The organism is Flagellimonas alvinocaridis (genome assembly GCF_965248585.1).
GTDB classification, from domain to species: Bacteria; Bacteroidota; Bacteroidia; order Flavobacteriales; family Flavobacteriaceae; genus Flagellimonas; species Flagellimonas alvinocaridis.
Genome location: NZ_OZ252111.1, coordinates 94,111 through 114,519 on the forward strand (window position 1 = coordinate 94,111; position 20,409 = coordinate 114,519).

At 40.6% G+C, this 20,409-nt stretch carries 18 protein-coding genes; 3 read left to right on the top strand and 15 right to left on the bottom strand.

Going from position 1 to position 20,409, the window contains the following annotated elements; genetic code table 11:
• Window positions 1-132: 132 nt before the first annotated feature.
• The 3 genes from ACP14V_RS00350 to ACP14V_RS00360 form a co-directional block, all read right to left on the bottom strand.
• Window positions 133-966, bottom strand: coding sequence for a CHC2 zinc finger domain-containing protein (locus ACP14V_RS00350; RefSeq protein WP_272609117.1), 834 nt, complete (start codon window positions 964-966; stop codon window positions 133-135).
• 929 nt (window positions 967-1,895) lie between these two features.
• Window positions 1,896-2,387 (bottom strand): ImmA/IrrE family metallo-endopeptidase, encoded by a 492-nt coding sequence (locus tag ACP14V_RS00355; RefSeq protein ID WP_424987635.1) that lies wholly within the window; start codon window positions 2,385-2,387, stop codon window positions 1,896-1,898.
• 5 nt (window positions 2,388-2,392) lie between these two features.
• Window positions 2,393-3,025 (bottom strand): helix-turn-helix transcriptional regulator, encoded by a 633-nt coding sequence (locus tag ACP14V_RS00360; protein WP_424987637.1) that lies wholly within the window; start codon window positions 3,023-3,025, stop codon window positions 2,393-2,395.
• A 587-nt stretch (window positions 3,026-3,612) separates the two neighbouring features.
• Here ACP14V_RS00360 and ACP14V_RS00365 point away from each other — a divergent pair.
• From ACP14V_RS00365 to ACP14V_RS00375, 3 genes are read left to right on the top strand one after another with little or no spacing between them, the layout of a single operon-like run.
• Window positions 3,613-4,569, top strand: coding sequence for a multiubiquitin domain-containing protein (locus ACP14V_RS00365; RefSeq protein WP_272609119.1), 957 nt, complete (start codon window positions 3,613-3,615; stop codon window positions 4,567-4,569).
• Between the two features lie 5 nt (window positions 4,570-4,574).
• Window positions 4,575-5,960: a HesA/MoeB/ThiF family protein gene (locus ACP14V_RS00370; protein ID WP_272609120.1), complete on the top strand. Its 1,386-nt coding sequence runs from the start codon at window positions 4,575-4,577 to the stop codon at window positions 5,958-5,960.
• Window positions 5,938-6,273, top strand: a complete 336-nt coding sequence (locus tag ACP14V_RS00375) for a DUF6527 family protein (protein ID WP_409557922.1) — start codon at window positions 5,938-5,940, stop codon at window positions 6,271-6,273. Before ACP14V_RS00370 ends, ACP14V_RS00375 begins: the two co-directional genes overlap by 23 nt.
• 81 nt (window positions 6,274-6,354) lie before the next feature.
• Here the strand turns inward: ACP14V_RS00375 and ACP14V_RS00380 are convergent, their stop codons facing one another.
• The 12 genes from ACP14V_RS00380 to ACP14V_RS00435 form a co-directional block, all read right to left on the bottom strand.
• Window positions 6,355-7,386, bottom strand: coding sequence for an ASCH domain-containing protein (locus ACP14V_RS00380; RefSeq protein ID WP_272609121.1), 1,032 nt, complete (start codon window positions 7,384-7,386; stop codon window positions 6,355-6,357).
• On the bottom strand, window positions 7,383-8,564 hold the full coding sequence (locus ACP14V_RS00385; protein WP_272609122.1) for a 2'-deoxycytidine 5'-triphosphate deaminase domain-containing protein: 1,182 nt from the start codon (window positions 8,562-8,564) through the stop codon (window positions 7,383-7,385). Before ACP14V_RS00385 ends, ACP14V_RS00380 begins: the two co-directional genes overlap by 4 nt.
• 495 nt (window positions 8,565-9,059) lie before the next feature.
• The gene (locus ACP14V_RS00390; RefSeq protein WP_272609123.1) at window positions 9,060-10,025 is read right to left on the bottom strand and encodes a PIG-L deacetylase family protein; all 966 of its coding nucleotides are present in this window, start codon (window positions 10,023-10,025) and stop codon (window positions 9,060-9,062) included.
• A gap of 152 nt (window positions 10,026-10,177) precedes the next feature.
• Complete coding sequence (locus ACP14V_RS00395) at window positions 10,178-11,359, bottom strand: Gfo/Idh/MocA family protein (protein WP_424987641.1); 1,182 nt, start codon at window positions 11,357-11,359, stop codon at window positions 10,178-10,180.
• Window positions 11,360-11,362: 3 nt separating this feature from the next.
• Window positions 11,363-12,694 carry a Gfo/Idh/MocA family protein gene (locus tag ACP14V_RS00400; RefSeq protein ID WP_272609125.1) on the bottom strand — a complete coding sequence of 444 codons (1,332 nt, stop codon included), beginning with the start codon at window positions 12,692-12,694 and terminating at the stop codon, window positions 11,363-11,365.
• 10 nt (window positions 12,695-12,704) lie between these two features.
• Window positions 12,705-14,105 (bottom strand): 3-keto-disaccharide hydrolase, encoded by a 1,401-nt coding sequence (locus ACP14V_RS00405; protein ID WP_272609126.1) that lies wholly within the window; start codon window positions 14,103-14,105, stop codon window positions 12,705-12,707.
• A gap of 10 nt (window positions 14,106-14,115) precedes the next feature.
• A complete protein-coding gene (locus tag ACP14V_RS00410) occupies window positions 14,116-15,420 on the bottom strand; it encodes a TRAP transporter large permease (protein ID WP_272609127.1) in 1,305 nt (434 codons plus the stop codon).
• Entirely contained in the window at window positions 15,420-15,884 is a 465-nt protein-coding gene (locus ACP14V_RS00415) for a TRAP transporter small permease (protein WP_272609128.1), read from the bottom strand. Before ACP14V_RS00415 ends, ACP14V_RS00410 begins: the two co-directional genes overlap by 1 nt.
• Window positions 15,885-15,886: 2 nt before the next feature.
• Complete coding sequence (locus tag ACP14V_RS00420) at window positions 15,887-16,867, bottom strand: TRAP transporter substrate-binding protein (protein WP_272609129.1); 981 nt, start codon at window positions 16,865-16,867, stop codon at window positions 15,887-15,889.
• A gap of 16 nt (window positions 16,868-16,883) precedes the next feature.
• Window positions 16,884-18,290, bottom strand: a complete 1,407-nt coding sequence (gene uxaC / locus ACP14V_RS00425; protein ID WP_272609130.1) for a glucuronate isomerase — start codon at window positions 18,288-18,290, stop codon at window positions 16,884-16,886.
• Window positions 18,287-19,465, bottom strand: a complete 1,179-nt coding sequence (gene uxuA / locus ACP14V_RS00430; protein ID WP_272609324.1) for a mannonate dehydratase — start codon at window positions 19,463-19,465, stop codon at window positions 18,287-18,289. Before uxuA ends, uxaC begins: the two co-directional genes overlap by 4 nt.
• 9 nt (window positions 19,466-19,474) lie before the next feature.
• On the bottom strand, window positions 19,475-20,326 hold the full coding sequence (locus ACP14V_RS00435; RefSeq protein WP_272609131.1) for an SDR family oxidoreductase: 852 nt from the start codon (window positions 20,324-20,326) through the stop codon (window positions 19,475-19,477).
• Window positions 20,327-20,409 lie beyond the last annotated feature (83 nt).

A 20,409-nucleotide genomic window follows, 5' to 3' on the forward strand; every position in this document is an offset into this window, starting at 1 on the left:
TTCTTGTTGGTTTCTTCATTCTCCTCATAAAATGTTGATATATAAAGCCTATTTCCATAACTCCAGAATGGCATTTTACTGTCGAGCCGCCTTCCAATGATGTTAGCCACTGCCAACCATGTAACTTGATCTCTAATAGAAACCCAAAATTCCAACTGCGTTCCACCCTAGTTGAGTTGCAGATAAAGCATCTGTCACTCCCTCACATATAAATATTTTTTCTCCCTGCTTTATGCCATTGAGAGAATGTAGGTTAAAGATTGTGGGACTAACACCTTTTAGATTAACATATTTAGGTTCTGACTCTTTTAATCTTCTTCCTTGTAGATAATCTATTTGATGATTTTGGTTGAAAAATGGAAAAACAATTGTATGGTCCCACCATACTAATCGCATCTTACTGTTTTTTTCGTCAGTTTTAAATAACCCACATTCTATTGTAGACTGCCTCCCCCATTTTCTTAACAATGAGCTTGATATTATTTCTACATTAGTTATATCCTTTATCTTAAATGAGTCTATTGTTTGCTCAGAAAAACCTCTAGAATTGATAAGATAATCTTTTCCCTCATTGCTTAGATTAAGGTTGTCTAACAGCCATTTATAAATAGCTGCATTAGGTTTAAAAGGATTATCTGGAGTTATTTTTCTACTCCTGTTTATTTTGTTTTTTTTCAGATAATAATGCTTTTGTTTTTCGCTTACTGTAATAAGATTAAATTGTTCTTCAATCCACCTGCAACTCTGACTGAAATTCAAGTTGAGTACATTTTTAACTAAATCTATTTGATCACCACCTTCACCACAACCAAAACAATAAAATAGACCTTTCTTGTCATCAAAGCTTAAGCTTGGAGTCCTAGTATCGTGTCCGTTATAGCATTCGGCTTTTTTTCGAATCACTTTAATTCCCAATTTAGTTGCTATTTCAATTATACTGACAGATTTAATTTCAAACAGGGACATCCTCTTCCTCAATGATTTATAAGTTGAATTCTAATTAGTATGTACATAGACATCTAAAAAAATTTGCGCTTTTAAGTCAAGAAGGACAACAGAAAATTGTAAAACCATATTTGCTATTGTTCTATTATTGAGTAAGTTATTTTGGGGAGAGAATTAAGATGAAAAATCTTAATTTCTAAATATAGGAATTCGATTCTAGAGTTAATCGGACAAAAGCCTTAAAAATTCTGGGGATTTTCCATAAAACCTTTAAATTCTCAAATTTTACTACAATCATCTTGTTCAAGGATTCTGTTTTGATTTATAATGATTTGGAAAAAAGCAAAGTAAAATTGGAATAGGGCGCACAACCCATTTTTATTGATGTTACTAGCTGGCTTGGCAGTGTGCGAAATTGGGATACGAAGTAGGCCAATTTTGTACAGCGAGAGGGTAGCACGCTAAAGCGATGCTACGTTGTCCAATTCCTGGCCAAAAGGTCAGTAAAATCAATGCTTTTACTTATTTGCAGTCACCAAAAATAGATTGTATTTTTTGTTGCAAAAACTCTGGGAACCCCTGAAAACATTGAAAAAATTTGTTGCAAAAACGTAATTATCCTATGGAAATAGATAATCGCAAATTAAGTTTGATAAGAAATTGAAAACCAACTTATTCGATGGCCTTCAAAAAGAGCATTTACTGTAAAACTCTTGAAACCTCCAATAAACACCGGAATTTTTTACAGCAAACGAGGGAACTTTTGCCTCGCTCAGTAGTATTAGTTTGTGTAAGTATTTGGGACGCTTGCAGCGCAAAACCCTGTTTTGCTCGCTCCTGTCTTTAAAATAAATGATAGAAAACACTTGTAAATCAACATTAATGAGGCCAACGCTTTTTAGGCTCTATCACTAATCTCTAAGAGAACAATAAACAAAATTTGACAACTGTTATTTATTGTCGGCTTTATACTTTAAAGGAATTTTATCCCTCACAGACTCTTTAAATCTATGTAATGTTGAATAGGAAACCTTTTGATTGAAAGCCAGAATTCCGACTACAATTGAAGGATGTATTTTGTGTGAAAACGAAAACTCTTTTACTTTCTCTTCTGTTATATATCCAAGATATTCTTCAAAGAATTCTAAAATTTGATCTTGCAATAAAATTTTTTCTGCCATTTGATTGGCTTCTTTCTCTTTTTTGGAGACAATGTCGCTTGTTGAATCATCCATAAAGACCATATTGCTCTTTTCCTTTTTTGGCAAATGGAGTAGCACATGAAAAGCTTCGTGGGCCAAGTTGAACCAAAAATTGTCTACCCTGTCATACCTTCCAGTTAAAGTAATAACAGGTCCATCTTCTGAAGAAAAAGCAGCTCCATCCAAATAAGTTTTAGAAAGATGAGAGAGAAAAACAAACTTAACTCCAACTTTTCCCAACTCATTCAGGAATTTGCCGACCCGTTTTTCATTACAGTATAAGTATGAAGTTCAGACATCAGTTCTCTTAGGCCTTTCTCATTATATGGCTCTACTTTTAATTTTTTAGAATGATTAAGGGCCATTTGATACCAAGCCTTTGCATTTATTTCATTAGTAGAATTTTTATAAGCATCAGATTTTCTGTATTCTATATTGATATTATTAGATTCTAAAATCGAAAAATCCAATTGTTTGTTTTTCGGAATATCCCAGAAGGAATGTAATTGTTTATTTAGACCATTAATATCATCATAAGGCTTTAGCCAACCTTTTTTCAACAACTCATTTATGGGTAGATATTTGTATACTTCAACTTGGCGTTCAACTAATTTCTCTTTAGTTTCTTCAATTTTTTTGGAAAGTTGAAAATCTGCATCTAACATTATCCATTCATATGCCTTCCATCCAGACACCTTCTCCAAAAGCCTTGCTATATCTATTGATATGGGCTTCTTGTCTTTAATTATTTCATTCGTGTGTTTTAAAGATATAGTTAAAATGTGAGCAAGATCGTCCTGTGTCCACCCATAAGAAGTTAATAAATGTTTTAAAGCTTGACCTGGGGTTTGAAAATCAGAGATTGTCTTATTAGTCATAGAGCTTGTCTTGGAGTATATCGAAGTAATTACGTCTTTACAATAGATTAAAATCTATTGAATTTAAAGATCAAAAATATGTGTTTTAAGCCTTTCAGAGTTATTATGTAAATATAACCTTTTAAGTAAAATTTGCAAATTATTTTGCATTTTTAACTTGCTTGGTAAATTAAAAAGTTCAAATTTACCAGATAGGTAATGCTTCTTTTTAGCATGTAATAATTTTTATTATCTTTGAAACATATTCAGGTTGTCTGAAAACAAAAAATCAGGCAGAAAACTACCTGATTTTGGTCTTAAAGTTTGAATTTACAAGGGCTGAGAACCCAAGTAAACCTTTTATTTTGTTCACCACAAAGGTATGAATTCTTCTTTAAAATACCAAATGGTTGCTTTTTCTGCCTGATTATTCAATAATTTTTAAAGCTTTTAAGTCTCCTTACTGTTTTTTTTTACTCGGATAAACTGGTGGTCTATAGCTACTAGATTACCTATTCCCTCTAGCACCTAATCAAATGTTTGGATTGTGAAGTGGGTCTTTATTATCGTAGCCAAATATATTTTAACAAAAAAACAGTAAGAAGACTATGAAAAACAAGAAAGTCGATTTACATGAGTGCTATTGTAATGGTGTAAAGCCCGAAATAGCATATGAGTATTCTTTTAAAATCAATAACGAAGAACACTCTACACGAGAACAAGTAATAACAGGTAATGACTTGCATGTGTTAGCAGGTACAAGTTCTGATACCCATTTTATCCGTATGGTAACAAAAAAGGGTAAGAAGGAGGTTGGCCCATTGATAAAAGTAGACCTTGCCGAATGTGGTATAGAACGGTTTATTATCCTGCGATATGAGCAAGAAACCATAGACCTAGAAACTTGCTTTTGCGAAGGCGCGACGCCCATAATCACTTTTCAATATCTCCTGAAAATAAACAGGGAGAAATACAAAGTTGAAAAGGAAAAATTGTCTGGTGCTGAAATTTTGGCTTTAGCTGGTAAAAATCCAAAATCACATAGATTAAGGATGTTTACCAAGAAAGGTAAAGTCATCGTTGAAGCAGACCAAACAATTGACCTTACGGAATGTGGAGTAGAAAGGTTTGTTGCAGAACCCTTGGATTGTACCGAGGGTTTTGTTGCTAAAAACCAATTTGCCCTACCCGATGAAGATGTACTTTTTTTGAATTCTGTTGAGAGTAAGGTAGACCTTATTCAAGAACGCAATTTAAGATGGTTAATCTTCAGAGACTACAAGATTCCGGACGGCTTTAATGTAGAAGTTGCAGATTTAGCGATACTGATACCTCCGCATTATCCGGCGGCGGGATTGGACATGATGTATTTTAATCCTCCTCTTGCAAGAAAGGACGGAGCTGTAATAAGAGCTTTATCTTATCAAACGATAGAAGGGAAGAGTTACCAACGTTGGTCTAGGCATAGAACACCTGCCAACAAATGGAACCCGGAGTTACATAATGTTGAGTCTCATGTAGATTTGATGATAAGATGTTTAACGGCTGAATTTGATAAACGTTGATAACCATGGTGCATTTTAAAATTACAGATAAGATGTGCCAAGAGTTGAAGAACCATCTCCATAACGGAGATGGTTTGGAAGCTCTGGCATTTATAGTATGTGGACGATTAAATCATGAAGGTGATTACTGGTTACTGGCCCACGAAGTTTTTCTTATGCCACATGAAAAATGTTCAAGAGATATCGACTATGTAAGCTGGAAAACAGAGCATATTGAACATTTGTTGGAAAAAGCAAAAGACAAGGGTTTTGCAATTGTAAAAGTGCATTCCCATTTTATGCCCAACTCCAATTTTTCTGAATTAGACGATATTTCTGATAAGTCTTTTTTTGAGGCAGTTTATGGATGGGCAAATTCTGATTTGCCACATGCAAGCATTATAATGTATCCAGACGGTTCGATGAGAGGCAGAATGGTTAAGGATAACCTAAGCTTTAAGGAACTAGAAAAAATAACGGTAGTTGGAAATAGTATTAAAAGGTATTATAACATGGTACAGGAGAAATCTGTTGCCGAAGAGTTTGTTCGAAACCAGCAGGCTTTTGGAAAGAAAACCGTTCGTATTCTGAAAGATTTAAAGGTAGGGGTGGTTGGATGTTCTGGCACAGGAAGTCCTGTTGTAGAGCAGCTGCACCGATTAGGTGTGGGTACAATAGTTATGATTGATTCTGATTTTTCTGAGCGCAAAAACTTAAATAGAATATTAGGAAGCACTATGGATGATGCCAATAGCAAAAGGCTTAAAGTTGAGGTACTCAAAGAACATGTGGAAAAGACCGGTCTTGGAACTAAAGTTATTGTTTTTCCAACTTTAATTCAGGAAAGCAGGGAAGCAATTGATTGCCTCGCTAGCTGTGATTTTATATTTGGCGGTGTAGATTCAGTGGAAGGAAGATTTTATATGAACTTAATTTCCACATATTATATTGTTCCATTAATTGATATTGGCGTAAAATTAGTTGCTGATGGAAGAGGGGGGGTTGACTCTATAAATGGAAACATACATTACATATATCCAGGTTCCAAAACCTTTTTAGAAAGAGGTGTTTTTACCCAAGAGCAATTAATGGCTGAAACGCTAAGAAGGGTATCTCCTGAGGAGTTCGAAAAAAGGAAGGCGTATTTTGATAACATAGAAATTGAAAGCCCAGCCGTAATTAGTGTCAACTTAACTTATGCTGCATTCGCTGTAAATGAAATGCTAGCTAGACTCCATCCTTATAGATATCGCGATAACGATAAGTATGGCCATACTTGTATCAACTTGTCTGATTGGGATATAAATTCTTACGAAGTGGGGGAGAGTAAGCTTAAGTCTACATTAAAGAATATAGGCGTTGGTAATCTTGAACCGGAACTGGAGATTTATGTTGGTGAACAAGCTGTTTAATTGGTTAAAAGTCCTTTTTAAAAAGAAAGAAAAGGGATTCAAGTATGAAGTGGTTTCTGAACTGCCAGCGGTTCCTCTCGAAAGAACCCTTTATTTGGAGGGCGACAAAAAAGAAAAGGACTATTGGTATGCATTATTAAAATGTCCCTGCGGTTGCGGGGACAATATAATGCTTAACCTTATGAATGACGCGAAACCATGTTGGAAGGTCAATATCAATAACAAAAGGCCATCGGTCTTTCCTTCTATTTGGAGAACCAAAAATTGTAAAAGTCATTTTTCGTTGAGGAAAGGCAAGGTGTTTTGGGCATAAAACGAAAACAGTTTCTATCTCCAAAAATTGATAAGTCTTAGATATTACAATTTGTATTTTTTTACTTTTCTTAGGTTTAAGCTAATATTTTGATAAAGAGGTCGTTATTTTGCCCTCTATTAAATCGGCAACCGAAATTGCATGGGCCCAATTTTCACTTTTTGATATTTCTGAATAAGATTGAGGAACATTTAATTTTCTATTCACTATGTTTGATAATTGTGAAGTATATATTGGTTTTGAATATGGCTTAATATCCTCAAAATGTATCGCATATATTTTTTCCGACTTCTCAACATAACCATCATACTCTAATTTAGAGCAACCTATAAGGCCACCATATTGAATCCAAACCTCTTTTGGGCTTAAACATTTGACTTCCTTAACCTTAGCATAACCAAGTATAGCTTTAATAGGGCTTGAAGCATAAAGAGTAACATAACTGTTTATCCATCGTTCATTAAATTTTTTCCGAATTTCAACGATTTTTTCTCCTTCAATTATTTTCTGAGCAAAATTTGGTTTTATACTCATTAAGATTCCTTGAATAGGACTCTTTTCAACATTACTTTGCAGGCTTATTATTTTAGGTAATTTGTTTAAAGTTTTTTCCCAGACTAAATTAAAGTTCGCACTGGTTGAAAGTTCTAATTCAGAAGTTCTATAATTTTTATTTGACTTTTGAATTTTATCAAATCCAAAAGATTTGAAAAATTCTGACTTTTCATACCATAAACTTTCTGGTAATGTGAAATGAATCATTTTAGCATAATTTCTTACATCCAAAGTCATCATGGTAAAAAAAAGCTCTCCAATATTATTATTAATGTATTCCTTTTCAATATGTAAATGACAAAATTTTGATGACTTTCCAAGTTTCACAATCGCGGTAACAACAGGTATTTCATCCACAAAACCCAAATACGCAATTCGTTCACCTGACACAATGCCAGGTAAAACTTTATTGTTCAACCACTTACGAATATCTGGGTATTTCTCTTCGTGTTTATATATGTTGATACTAAATTGATTAAGCAAATCAGTTTTTAGAAGAACATCTGACTTGAGAATACGTTTTATCTCTATATTAATATCGGAATAAAATAAATTCATATTTTGGAAGCCGTAGGCCAATCTTTAAAAAATTTTGAAAGTTTCAATTCTTGCTCACTATATATATTCTTATCTGAAGAAGTACCAGCTTTTTTCTTTTTAATAGGTTCTGAGTCTTCGGACATTCTGTAAAATACTAATTTTGCTAATTTTTCTTTATCTCCAAGATTTACACTCACGTTATGCCCACGAACCTCATATATTAAAGGAGTCCCCACTTTGTGGTCAACCCTGTCAACTCCGAAAAAAGGGTGAACAAATCCTGCATAATGAATACGCATCTCTCCTAAGGTTTCATCCATAGCCCTACAATAAACAGCAACTCCTTTTGGCAATTTTATTCTTTCCTTTGATCTTAGGATATAAAATTCATTTGGTTCAATTTTGAATCTAACTTTACCTTTGATTTCTTCTGATTCTAGCCTTTCCCAATATTTCTCAGGATCAAGAAATTCTTTGTCCCATAGTTGTATGAATTCCTTATTATTCTGCTTTACTCCAATTGCCTTATAAGCACATGCAGCTTTATTACCACAATTAATATTTGACAAGTCAACGGATAAAGTTCCATCAGTATGATCACCCCCACTTAAGACGACTTCAGAAATACTACTACTGGGAATTATTGAGTTTTCGGGAGGGTCAAAAAATAATCTTATTTGAGAAAGAGAAATTCCTGGCTTAATCTTAACATTGAATGTAACTGGAGTAATCTCTAAATACATATACCCGGTATTTAATTTTGTAGGGTCCATATATTCATATTCATGCATACCATCAACTATTAATCTTGCAATTACATCCATTCTTCCAATTGAACTTTTTGCAGTGGCTTGAGCATAAATCCTTGATTGTTTGATTTGGGCAGAAAATCTTTCTCTAATTTTAAAAACATATGTCTTTGAACTTTCAAGTTGATATTCACCATTTTTATTTTTACTTAATGGTTTTGCAAATTGAACATTTTTTAAGAAATCGGAATAGTTATCAATTCCAAAAGGTTTAAATGAGCCAGAAATCATTTCAAATCCCTCGTCATCTAAATGGATATCCAAAGATGAGTGATCACAAGCGGCTTCAAAATTATCCACCCTTTCTATCCATCCATTATCAATGACTTTCTTTAGTTGTTTTTTTGATAGTACGCCTGGGAGCCAGCTTTCTTTTATCCAAATCATTTTAGGTAAGATTAAATTATTACTCAACAGGATTAATTTATAAAAAGAAGTCCTCGAAACTAAGAAATTTTATAATATTTAATAAGAAGTTACTCAATATTTTGAGTACTACAACAAGGAAAAAAGACATGAATCAATGTATTTAAAGGACCAATCGATATATTTAAAAATGCAGCTTAAATCAAGCTAGTTTTATAATAAAAACTGTTCTAAAAATTGGGGGACGAACATAACCATAGGAACAACTTTAGTTAAGAAAAAAACGATTATAAAATCGAACATACATTTATCGAAATGAGGCTCTTAAAATAATTATGGTTATTTTTAAGAGTAAATACGTTCATTTAAAATCCAACGTAGTTTTGGTGAGTTTTTCGGTGAGTAATCAAATTTATTGAGTTACAAGTCACTGAAAATGAGTCAAATAGAAAAATAGTTCAGTCCCAGGTGGGACCACATAAAAACCCTTTCAGGTCATTGATTTGGAAGGGTTTTTTAATAGGCATGTTTTTGAATATAGTCATCCAAATTTGAATGTTCGGGGCCACGATAATGGAAAGCTTCGGCATATTCGCAATTAAACTGACTGCCCAATTCTTTGTCTGAAGGAGTTCCCCTCAATCGCTTGGAGTCAATATCCAGCACAAAATGCTTGATATAATTTCGATTAGCGGTTTCGGCATCATTTCCTAGAATATCCAGCTTCTTTCCCTCCTTGAGAAGGCGCTCCCTTAATCTTGAACCATGTTCCCCGGCAGGGCCTTGTGTAATGTTCACCCTATTGGCGGCCACCTTGGTGTCTATATGATCGGAAATATCCACAATCCGGTTTACGAGTTGGGGACCGCGGGCAAAATAGTAGAGTTCCTTGACCAAATGCGGTTGGATTCCGGCGTCCAGGTGCTCAGGGTAATCCCTACCTCCTCCTGCCATCCACCTTGCTGCCTCGACAGCCCTGGCCGTGACATAATGGTCCGGGTTTTCTTCATAGTGGCCCCAAGGGTCATAGGTGATAATGGTATCAATTTTTAGCATTCTTATCAAAAAAACCAATCTTGCCCTAAGCTCAACGGGGCTAATGTTGTCCATTCTGTGATTGCGATAATGAAGATCATACGTCTTTTTCAGGCCTAGAGCCTTGGCAACGGCTTCATTATCGCGTTCATTGTTGCCGATAAGCTCGCCAAAAGTATCTCCCCTTCCCGCATGGTCATCATTTGTGGTTCGGATCAGATAGCCCGTATACCCCTCGTTGATGAGTTTTGCCACGGTGCCTCCGGCGAATATGGGAACGTCATCGGAATGGGGTTGGATTGCGGCCAATACTTTGCCCTCATGGGGGCGTCCTTTTTGGGACTTTTCAACGACCATGGTCTCGTCGTCCACAAAAGTCCTACCGCCTAGGCCCACATGAAGAAAGGGCAAGGCCATGCTGCTGTTAAGAAAAGATCTTCGTTTCATAATTTTGGTTTGGTTATTACCTAAAAATAAGGAAATAACCAGCTCAGGTCAATACACGCCTCAAGCAATTTGTAACGCTATTGGGCATTTTTGTGGATTGTTGGAAACAAAGAAATTATAACAAACCTTTTCTAAGTCATGGGCTTTTAAACCTATGGGAGGATACTGGAATTCCAAGGGACGATTTCTTGTTTGTGTAACGCATCCAATCCCATTTGGACGCATATAGCTGCCTTGGCCCCGCTAATTGCATTGGATTTTGGCATCGTGTTGTCCACAATACTTTTTCTAAAGTCTAGCAATGCCTGTTTGCTGGGATCCAAATGTTCCACTTCAATGGGAATGCCCTTGCTTTGATCCCATTTGATAGTGGCTCCGGAAACGCCATCAACCTCACCAACTTCTCGGTATTGTTCCTTTTTTTCAGGATAAAACCAAGCTTTGGTATAGTCAATAGTGATAGTGCCTTTATCACCCATTACCTTGATGAGGTAATCGTCCTTGGAGTTGCTGGTAAGGCATGTATACTTGGCCCGGACTCCATTGGGGTAGGTGTAGATCATATGGACATTGTCATAAGTCTCACGACCATCTTTCCAGTAGTCTATACCCCCATCTCCCATAACCTTTATGGGTTCGGCCTCGAGTAACCAGTTGGCAAAATCGAGTTGATGGGAACACAATTCGGCCAATAATCCTCCAGAGAACTCTTGGTACATGCGCCAATTTATGGCTCTTTCATATTGAGGGCTTGGCACGGGTCTTCGCCAATTGCCATTTCGATTCCATTGGCATTCAATGGCGGCAATTTTCCCAATTTCCCCGTTTTTTATCAAGTCCACCACATGGGTATATAGCCGGGAGCTGTGGTATTGGTGACCGGTCTGAAAAACCGTTCTTGATTCCGATGCTTTTTTGACCACATTTTGTATGGCGGTATATCCTTTTACCATGGTCTTTTCACAATACACATGTTTTCCTGCATCAAGAGCATCAATGGCAATATGGGCATGTTCACTCAAGGGGGTAGCGATCAAGACGGCATCAATGGCAGAATTGTCCAAAAGGGCCCTGTAGTCGGAATATGGGGTTGCTTTGCCTTCAACCTTGGCCAATCCCTTTTCCAGTCTAAAGGGCAATACATCGCAACACGCCGCCACTTCAAGGCCTTGAATGCTGTTGATGTGGGGAATAAGACCTCCGCCCCTAGAGCCCGTTCCAATTACGCCAACACGGACCACATCTTTTTTTAGGGGATATAATGGCATGGCACCAACCGCTGAAATTCCAGCTACGGCCACTCCGGTTTTCGTAACAAAATCTCTTCGTTTCATAGGTTATAATTTAGGTTCCCATCCTTTTGCGTATTCCCGCTTCCAGCTTTTCTGCATAATGGCATTGTCATTGAGCACTTTTCCGGTTTTGGTGTCGACTTCCAAAGTATGCCCCGCATCTTGCGCCATATTGCCTAAATGGCAAAGCATCGTGGAAACGCTGGCATCATTGATATCAGAGTTCAAGGACTCATCTTTTCTGATGGCATTGAAAAAATTGGCCACATGGTCCACATCCAATCCCCCAATCCCCTGGGTATTGGTGGTGGCACTTTGTGAACGCTCGTACTCAAGTTTTATGGGATTTCCCGCCAAATCAAATAGCTTATAGAAATTTCTGTCGAGTTGGATGGTTCCTTTACTTCCATAAATGGTGGCGCCTCTCCCTGGGCGTTCCGGTTTCATAATGCCTCGACTGTGTCCTGTCCAAGTGATAAACTTATCTCCGGGAAAGGTATAGGTCACTTGTTGATTATCGACAAACTCCCAATCGTCATCATAGGTATATTTTCCACCAAAAGAGGTTACGGTCGAAGGTAGATCCACTCCCAAGGCCCATCGGCAAATATCAATTTCATGAGTGCCATTGTTGTGGATTTCACCCGTTCCCCAAGTCCTGAACCAATGCCAATTGTATGGATGTACATTGTCCCGGTAGTCTTCTTTTGGGGCTGGCCCCTGCCAAAGTCCCCAATCCAAAGTGGTAGGAACGCTTATTTTGTTTCCTTTTCCTATGGAACCCCTATTGTTGGAATAATAGGCTTCTCCTTTGTATACCTCCCCGATGACCCCATTGCGGATATCGGTAATTGCTGATGCCGAAGTCTTGGCAGAGCGCTGCTGGTTACCCATCTGTACTTTCTTCCCGTACTTGTTCTGGGCGGCTACCAAAAGGTCGTTTTCGTAAGGATTGTGGCTACAGGGTTTTTCCACATATACGTGCTTTCCGGCCTGTAGGGCCATAATGGCCATAGGGGCATGCCAGTGTTCCGGCGTGGCAATGAACACGGCATCCACATCCTTATCCTCCAATATTTTTCTGAAATCCTTTTCCACTTTGGGGATATAGCCAATATTCTTCTGGCACCACGCATTGTGCTCCTCGATAATAGTGTCGTCCACATCGCAATTGTACAGAATCCTCGCATTGGCATCTTGATGGATGGCGATCACATGGGCCTTGGCCCGACTACGTACCCCGATGACGGCAACTCCCAAGCGGTCATTCGCGCCTAGAATACTGGAAAACCCCATGTTGGGCATCAAAACTCCTGCAAAGGCCAAACCTGTTGTGCCTGCTGTTGTTTTTTTGATAAAATTTCTTCTCGTTCCCATACTGTTATGTTTAGAGTTGTTTGATTTTTATGTTTCTGAACGAGACCCGATCTCCATGGTCCTGCAGTAAAATATTTCCTTTATCTGCCTCTCCAAATTGAGGCCAAGTAACATACTTGCTTTCCGAGACCAATTTTCTATAGGCATCGCTTTTGCGCTCATACTCCAAAACCTTCATTCCGTTGAGCCAATGCTCCACATGGTTGTTATTGGATTTGATATGCGCCGTGTTCCACTCCCCAATGGGTTTTACATATTTGTTGGGGTCGGCTTGGATCAGGTCATATAGGGAGGCCAAGGTTCTGCTGCCTTCGTGGTTTCCAAGTTTGGCATCGGGATGGCGGGCATCGTCCAAAATTTGGAATTCCAATCCAATGGAGGAACCTTCACCCTTGTTCAAGTCTGTATTCACATAATATTTGATGCCGCTATTGGCCCCTTCGGTTATCTTGAATTCCAGTTTCAGCTCAAAATTGTCGTACTGTTTGTCCGTGACGATGTCCCCACCGGCTTCAGATTCACCTCCGCCTGTGGAAAGCACGGTCAGCTCGCCATTTTCAATGACCCATCCCTTCTCGGGAAAATGGTCTAATTTTGCCCCACGCCAACCATTTGTGGTTTCTCCATCCCAAAGCATTTCCCAATTGCTCTTCTTGTCCTCGGCAATAAGTTGATTTTTGGTAGTGATGGGCGGTATGGGCGATTCCGTTGCGTATTTTTCAGGGTTTTCGGTTACAATTCGGATGTTTTTCCATTGAATCTCTGTGCCCGCTTTTTGGTTTTCACCAATACTGTGTACTTGAAGGGCAATAAAGCCTGAGGCAGTGGCATCATCAATAAGATGTGCTGCAGGAACCCCATTGATCCATGTTTTTAGGGTATCGCCTATGGCTTCAATACGATAGTGGTTCCATTCATTCTGTTTGAAAGCTTTCTGTGCAGCCTCGTTTTCGGTAAGGGGGTTCAACCACCCTCTTCGGCCTTCATCATAGATGCCTGCGCTCCAAGCTCGGTCCGAAGGATCAATCTCGATTTGATATCCATGGACACGTCCGTTCTGATACTCGGGAATGCTGTTACTGCGTATCTGGATGCCAGAGTTCATGGTAGAATCCACCAAATAGTCCAATTCCAAGATAAAGTCACCATATAAGGCATCCGTGGTGAGGAAGGTGTTTGGCGTGTTGTGTTTGGTCGTACCCACAACGGCACCATTTTCCACCGAATACTCGGCAGTTCCTCCCTTTACGGTCCACCCTTCGAGGTTTTCTCCATCAAACAGGGGTACCCACGGGGTATCATCCTTGGGTTTTTGGTCGCAACTGGCTATTAAAGCCAAGGTCAGCAGTACGGTTATTCTACTCAGGATTTTTTGGTTATTCTTCACTTTTCTAGAGTTTAAATGATTCATTTTTTCTTTTTTATACATCGAATAGGCTAGGTAACCACAAAGTCAGTTGAGAGACATAGGTAATCAACAACAATGCGGCGATCATGGCCAAAAACAAGGGTAAAAGGGGCTTTATGACTTTTTGGATCGAGGTTTTGGCCACACCTACGCCCACAAAGAGGACGGAACCTACGGGCGGAGTGCACAGACCAATACATAGATTGAATATCATGATGATACCAAAATGAATAGGGTCAATACCCAATTTGGTGACAACTGGTAAAAAGATAGGGGTAAAAATGAGGACCGCCGGGGTAATGTCCATAAAGACGCCCACAAACAATAAAATGGCATTGATGATCAGCAGGACCACCACCACATTATCACTGATTCCCAATAGCACATCGCTGGTGGCCTGGGGGATATTTTCATAGGAAATGGCCCATGACATGCCAATGGAAGCCGCTATTAACAACAACACCATAGCCGTGGTCACGGAAGAATCCAATAAAATATTGGGTAGGTTTTTAAAGGAGATTTCCTTGTAAACAAACCCTAGGATCAAAGAGTAGAGCACCGCAATGGCCGACGCTTCCGTAGCGGTGAATATGCCAGCCACGATACCCCCGATAACGATGACCAATAACAACAGACTTGGGAAAGCGTCCACAAAGGTCTTTACGATTGCCAGAATACCAGAATCGCCTTTTTTGGCGTGTCCGGTATATCCTTTCTTTTTGGCCCATATTATGGCCACGATCATCAAAAACACTCCGGCAAGAATGCCAGGGATGTAGCCTGCCAAAAACAGGGCTGCAATGGAAACACCCCCACTGGCCAGGGAATACACAATCAGGATATTGCTAGGGGGGATGATCAGGCCTGTAGTGGCCGAAGTAATGTTCACCGCGGCTCCAAATTCTTTGGAATAGCCCTCTTTTTCCATCTCAGGACCCAAAATACTGCCCATGGCAGAGGCTGATGCCATGGCTGAACCCGCTATGGCACCCATAAGCATGGCGGCGGTTATGTTGATCAAGGCAAGTCCGCCGGGAAGCGCACCCACCAAGGTCTTGGCAAAAGCGATCAAACGATGGGCCATACCCCCTTTGTTCATTAAGTTTCCGGCAAGGATAAAGAAGGGAATGGCCAAAAGCGCAAAACTATCCAAGCCAACTCCCATACGTTGGGCCAAGGTGGTGGTTGCCGGTAAAAAAGGAATGCTGACCAACATAGTCAATAAAGCGGAAATGGAAATGCTCCAAGCCACAGGAACGCCTATGGCCAAAAGACCAATAAAGCTAATCAGCAGCACCAAAACGGGGAAATATTCCATTATTCGCTTTTATTTAAAATGTCCGTAATTTTATAGTAGACGATGAGTAGTCCGCTTATGGGGATGGCCAAATACACATAGGCCAGCGGTATTTGAAGGGCAGGTGACAACTGTTCCAACACAAAAGTGATATATACCAAACGAATGCCTCCAATGACCATAACCGATAACGCAAACAGGATTACTGCAACCTTAACTGCAGTCGACAGCCTTTTTTGGGTAGCTTTATTGAACCTTTGGGGCAGTACATCAATGGCAACGTGCATATCTTTCCCTGCCACATAGGCCGCTCCCAATATTCCGGCCCAGATCATGAGGTATCGGGCCAATTCATCCGTAAACGAGCTTGGGGTTCCCATCACAAAACGGGTAAAAACTTGCCAAAGCACATTGAGGACCATGGCAGACATGATGATGACCAATGCACCACCCAATACGTTATCTATGGTTTTTTTGGTGCCCATAATCATTCAACGGCTTTTATTTGTTGTATCAATTTGAACAGCGCCTCGTCTGTTTCATACTTTTCATACACCCTTTCCGTCTCTTTTGAAAAAAGGGACTTGTCTGGTCTGATGATTTCCACCCCTGCCTTTTGAACAGCTTCCAAGGCTTCTGCTTCTGCCTTGGCCCAAAGCTCTCTTTGATATACTACGGATGCATCTACCGCTTCTTGGAGCCAACCCTGCTCCTCTTCCGAAAGCTTGTCCCAGAAATGGGTGGCCACCAAAATGATATCTGGGGAGAAAGTGTGTTCATTCAAGGAGTAGTATTTGCATATTTCGTAATGTTTGGAAAGGTAAAAACTAGGCGGATTGTTTTCCGCTCCGTCCACAACGCCCTGCTGCAAGGAGGTGTACAGTTCGCCCCATGAAATGGGTGTGGGCGAGCCCCCAAATCCACGGACCATCTCCATGGCAGTGACACTGGGCATTACCCTGATTTTTTGCCCTTTTAGGTCACCGGGACTTTCAATTGCTTTTTCCTTGGTGTAGAAACTACGACTGCCTGCATCGTAAAACCCAAGGCCCTTTAACCAGTATTTTTTGCCATCGTTCAGCAATTCCTCGCCAATAAGTCCATCAAAAACCCTAAAGGAATGTTCCCGATCCCGAAAGAGATAGGGAAGTCCCAAAACCCGGGTCTTTGGCGCAAAATTTTCAAGAGTGGCAGCAGATACCTTGGTCATGTCCAGGCTTCCAATCTGCAATAATTCAACAATTTGACGCTCCGTGCCCAATTGCTGGTTGGGATAGATTTCAACCGTCATTTTACCCTTGGAAATCTCTTCAAGGTCCTCTCCCATCTTTACCAAGGCTTTGTGAACGGAATGGTTGACATCCAAGCCATGGGCGAGCTTTATGGTCTTGACCTCATTGTCTGCCTGACACCCCATCAGAAAGAGTATAAGACCAGCCCAAAGTACTATGGAAGTATACGATTTCATTATTTTTTCAATCCTTTTATATGGTATCAAAGTTGAAATAGTCCTTGGCGTTGTTATAACAGATATCCTGCACGATACTGCCCAAATGTGGTAGGTCTGCAGGCAATAATCCTTTTTGGATGTCATTCCCCAAAATATTGCAGAGCAACCGCCTAAAATATTCATGTCTTGGGAAGGACAGCAAGCTTCTCGAATCGGTGAGCATACCTATAAAGGTACTGAGGACCCCTAAATTGGATAGGGTGTTGATTTGTTTTTCCATCCCATCCAATTGGTCCAAATACCACCAACCTGAACCGTACTGAATCTTTCCCTTGATTCCACCCCTGTTGAAGTTTCCAGCCATGGTGGCAAAAACCTCATTCTGTGATGGATTTAAGTTATATAAAATAGTCTTTGCCAGTTGATCTGTGCTCTCCAAAAGGTTCAAAAACTTACCTAAGGGATACGCCTGTTCCTTATCGCCAATGGAATCAAAGCCCGTGTCCGGGCCCAATTTGTCCAGCATGCTTTGGTTGACATTGCGCAAAGGGCCCAAATGAAACTGTTGTGCCCAGCCCAGGGACTGATATTCCCTACACAGAAAAACCAAAGTTTGAAACTTATAATAATGGAGTTCTCCTGTTTCCAAGCGTTGCCCTGAACCCATTTTTTTGAAAATGGCCTCAATATCATACGTTCCTTCCTCAAAGAAATACAACTGTTCCAAGCCATGGTCTGCCAATCGGCACCCGTTTTCATGGAAATGCGCCATCCGATTTTTTAGAGCCTCCAGCACATCGGAATAAGAAGATATGGTAATGCCGGAAGCATCGGACAGTTGCTCCAAATAGCTTTTATAAGCGACATCGCCCTCAATGGCGTAGGCCTTATCCGGACGAAAGGCTGGCAACATTTTTGGGTGATGACCTGCTTTTCTGGATTTTTGGTGAAATTGCAAATCATCTATGGGGTCATCGGTGGTACAGACCACCTCAACATTCATTTGTTGTAGCATTCCCAATGCTGAACACGTCTTCTCCTGTAGCTTGGCAGAAGTGGCTTGATAGATTTCAAGGGCGTTGTCCTTGGACAGTAGATCTGTGATTCCAAAAAAGCGTTGCAGCTCCAAATGAGTCCAATGGTAGAGAGGGTTCCGAACCAAATAGGGTACGGCCTCGGCCCATTTTAAAAACTTGTCTTGATCGGATGCATTGCCGGTGATGTATTTCTCATCGATTCCCAAGGCACGCATGGCTCGCCATTTGTAATGATCTCCGTCCAACCACGCCCGGGCCATATTATTATAGTGTCCATCATTGGCCAACAACTCCGGGGTCAGATGGTTGTGATAATCAATAATGGGCATATTCTTGGCATAGCTGTGGTACAGCTCTTGGGCATATGGGGTCTGTAACAGAAAATCTTCGTGGATAAAACTCATATTCCCGATTTTTCAATGCCCAACATCAACCCCCGTAATTCGGCCAATCCCCGTAAACGACCTATGGCAGAATACCCAGGGTTGGTTTTTTTGCCAAGATCATCCAACATCTGGTGCCCATGATCGGGCCGCATGGGCATACGCCGGTCGGGACGGTTGGTCTGTGTTCTTTTGCCCTGTTCCGACAAGAGTTCCTTAAGCACACCGTACATGTCCACATCGCCATCCAAATGGTCTGCTTCGTAAAAATTTCCTTGGTCATCCCGTTTGGTGCTTCTTAGGTGGATAAAGTTGATTCGGTCAGCCAATTGATGGGCCATGTTTACCAAATCATTGTCCTCACGAACCCCGAACGAACCCGTGCAGAAACAAACTCCATTGTGCGGACTGTTATGGGCATTGATGAGGTCCTTGGCATCTTGTAAAGTACTCATGACCCTGGGCAATCCCAAAATTGGGAAAGGAGGATCATCAGGGTGAATGGTCAGGAATACCCCGGCCTCTTCAGCAGTTGGGGCTATGGCTTTGACAAAAGCGTGCAGGTTTTCCCGTAATTGTTTTGGTCCGATGTCCTTGTAGGCGTCCAACACATTTTGGAATTGCTCCAAAGTATATCCCTCTTCCGCACCGGGTAGCCCGGCAATGATATTACGGATGAGTTTCTCGTTGGAGGCTCCATCCATTTTTTCGTAGGCTTGTTGCGCCAGACCAATTTCCTCTTGGGTATAGTCTTCTTCGGCCCCCGGTCTTTTAAGGAGAAATAGTTCAAATGCGGCAAAAGCAGCTTTATCAAACCGGAGAGCCAATGAACCATCAGGCAATTGATGGGCCAAATCGGTACGGGTCCAGTCCAGTACGGGCATAAAATTGTAGCAAACGGTGTCCACTCCACATTGCCCTAGATTTCGGATGCTCTCTTTATAGTTTTCAATGTAGTGTTCAAAGTTTCCGGTGTGCTTTTTAATATCCTCGTGTACAGGGATGCTTTCCACCACGGACCACGTAAACCCATGCGCTTGGAGCTGCTTCACACGTTTCTTTATTTCTGAAACGGGCCATACTTCCCCATTGGGAATATGATGCAACGCCGTGACAATGCCTGTGGCACCTGCCATTTTTATATCTGCCAAGGAAACGGGGTCATTGGGTCCGTACCACCTCCATGTTTGTTCCAATCCCATACTCTATACGCCGCTATATGCACTGAAGCCCCCATCGATGGGCACTACAATTCCGGTTACAAATTTTGATCCATTGCCCATCAACCAAAGTACGGTTCCCACAAGATCGTCGGGTTCCCCAAACCGGTTCATGGGAGTATGTTCCAAGATGGTATTTCCACGAGGGGTAAGCGACCCATCTTTTTGGGTCAATAAAATTCTGTTTTGATCGGTTAAAAAGAAACCGGGGGCTATGGCATTTACCCGAACTCCAACGGGAGCCAAATGCACGGCCAACCACTGGGTGAAATTGCTGACGGCGGCTTTGGCCGCACTGTAGGCCGGTATCTTGGTCAAGGGCCTAAAGGCATTCATGGAAGAGATGTTCAAAACCACCGTGTCTTCTTTTCCAACCATATCCTCTGCGAACACCTGAGTAGGCAAAAGGGTCCCAATAAAGTTAAGGTCAAATACAAACTGGATGCCTTTGGGGTCCAAGGTAAAGAAAGTCGTCAAATCTTCAGGTGTATTTATATCCTCCTCAAAAAAGTGGGTCTTCGTGGTAGTACCCTTGGGGTGGTTACCTCCGGCACCATTAATGAGGATATCACAACTTCCCCATTGCTCTTTTATGATGTTCCTTGCTTTGATAAGGGATTCCTTTTCGAGCACATTGGCACCAACACCGATTGCCGAACCGCCATTGGCGTTTATTTTTTTTGCGATTTCCTGAGCAGCCTCTTCCTTTAGGTCAAGGATGGCCACCTTGGTTCCCTGATTTGCAATGGATAGGGCCAAAGCACTACCGAGGACACCTCCTCCTCCAGTGATGACCACCACTTTGTCTTTTAATTCGTTATAATGAGGTTGATTCATAGGCCTTTTCTGTATTTTTAGGGCTTGATTGAAAGATACGATTTTTCTGTGTCCCTGATACACAGTTACGAAGTTAAATTTTT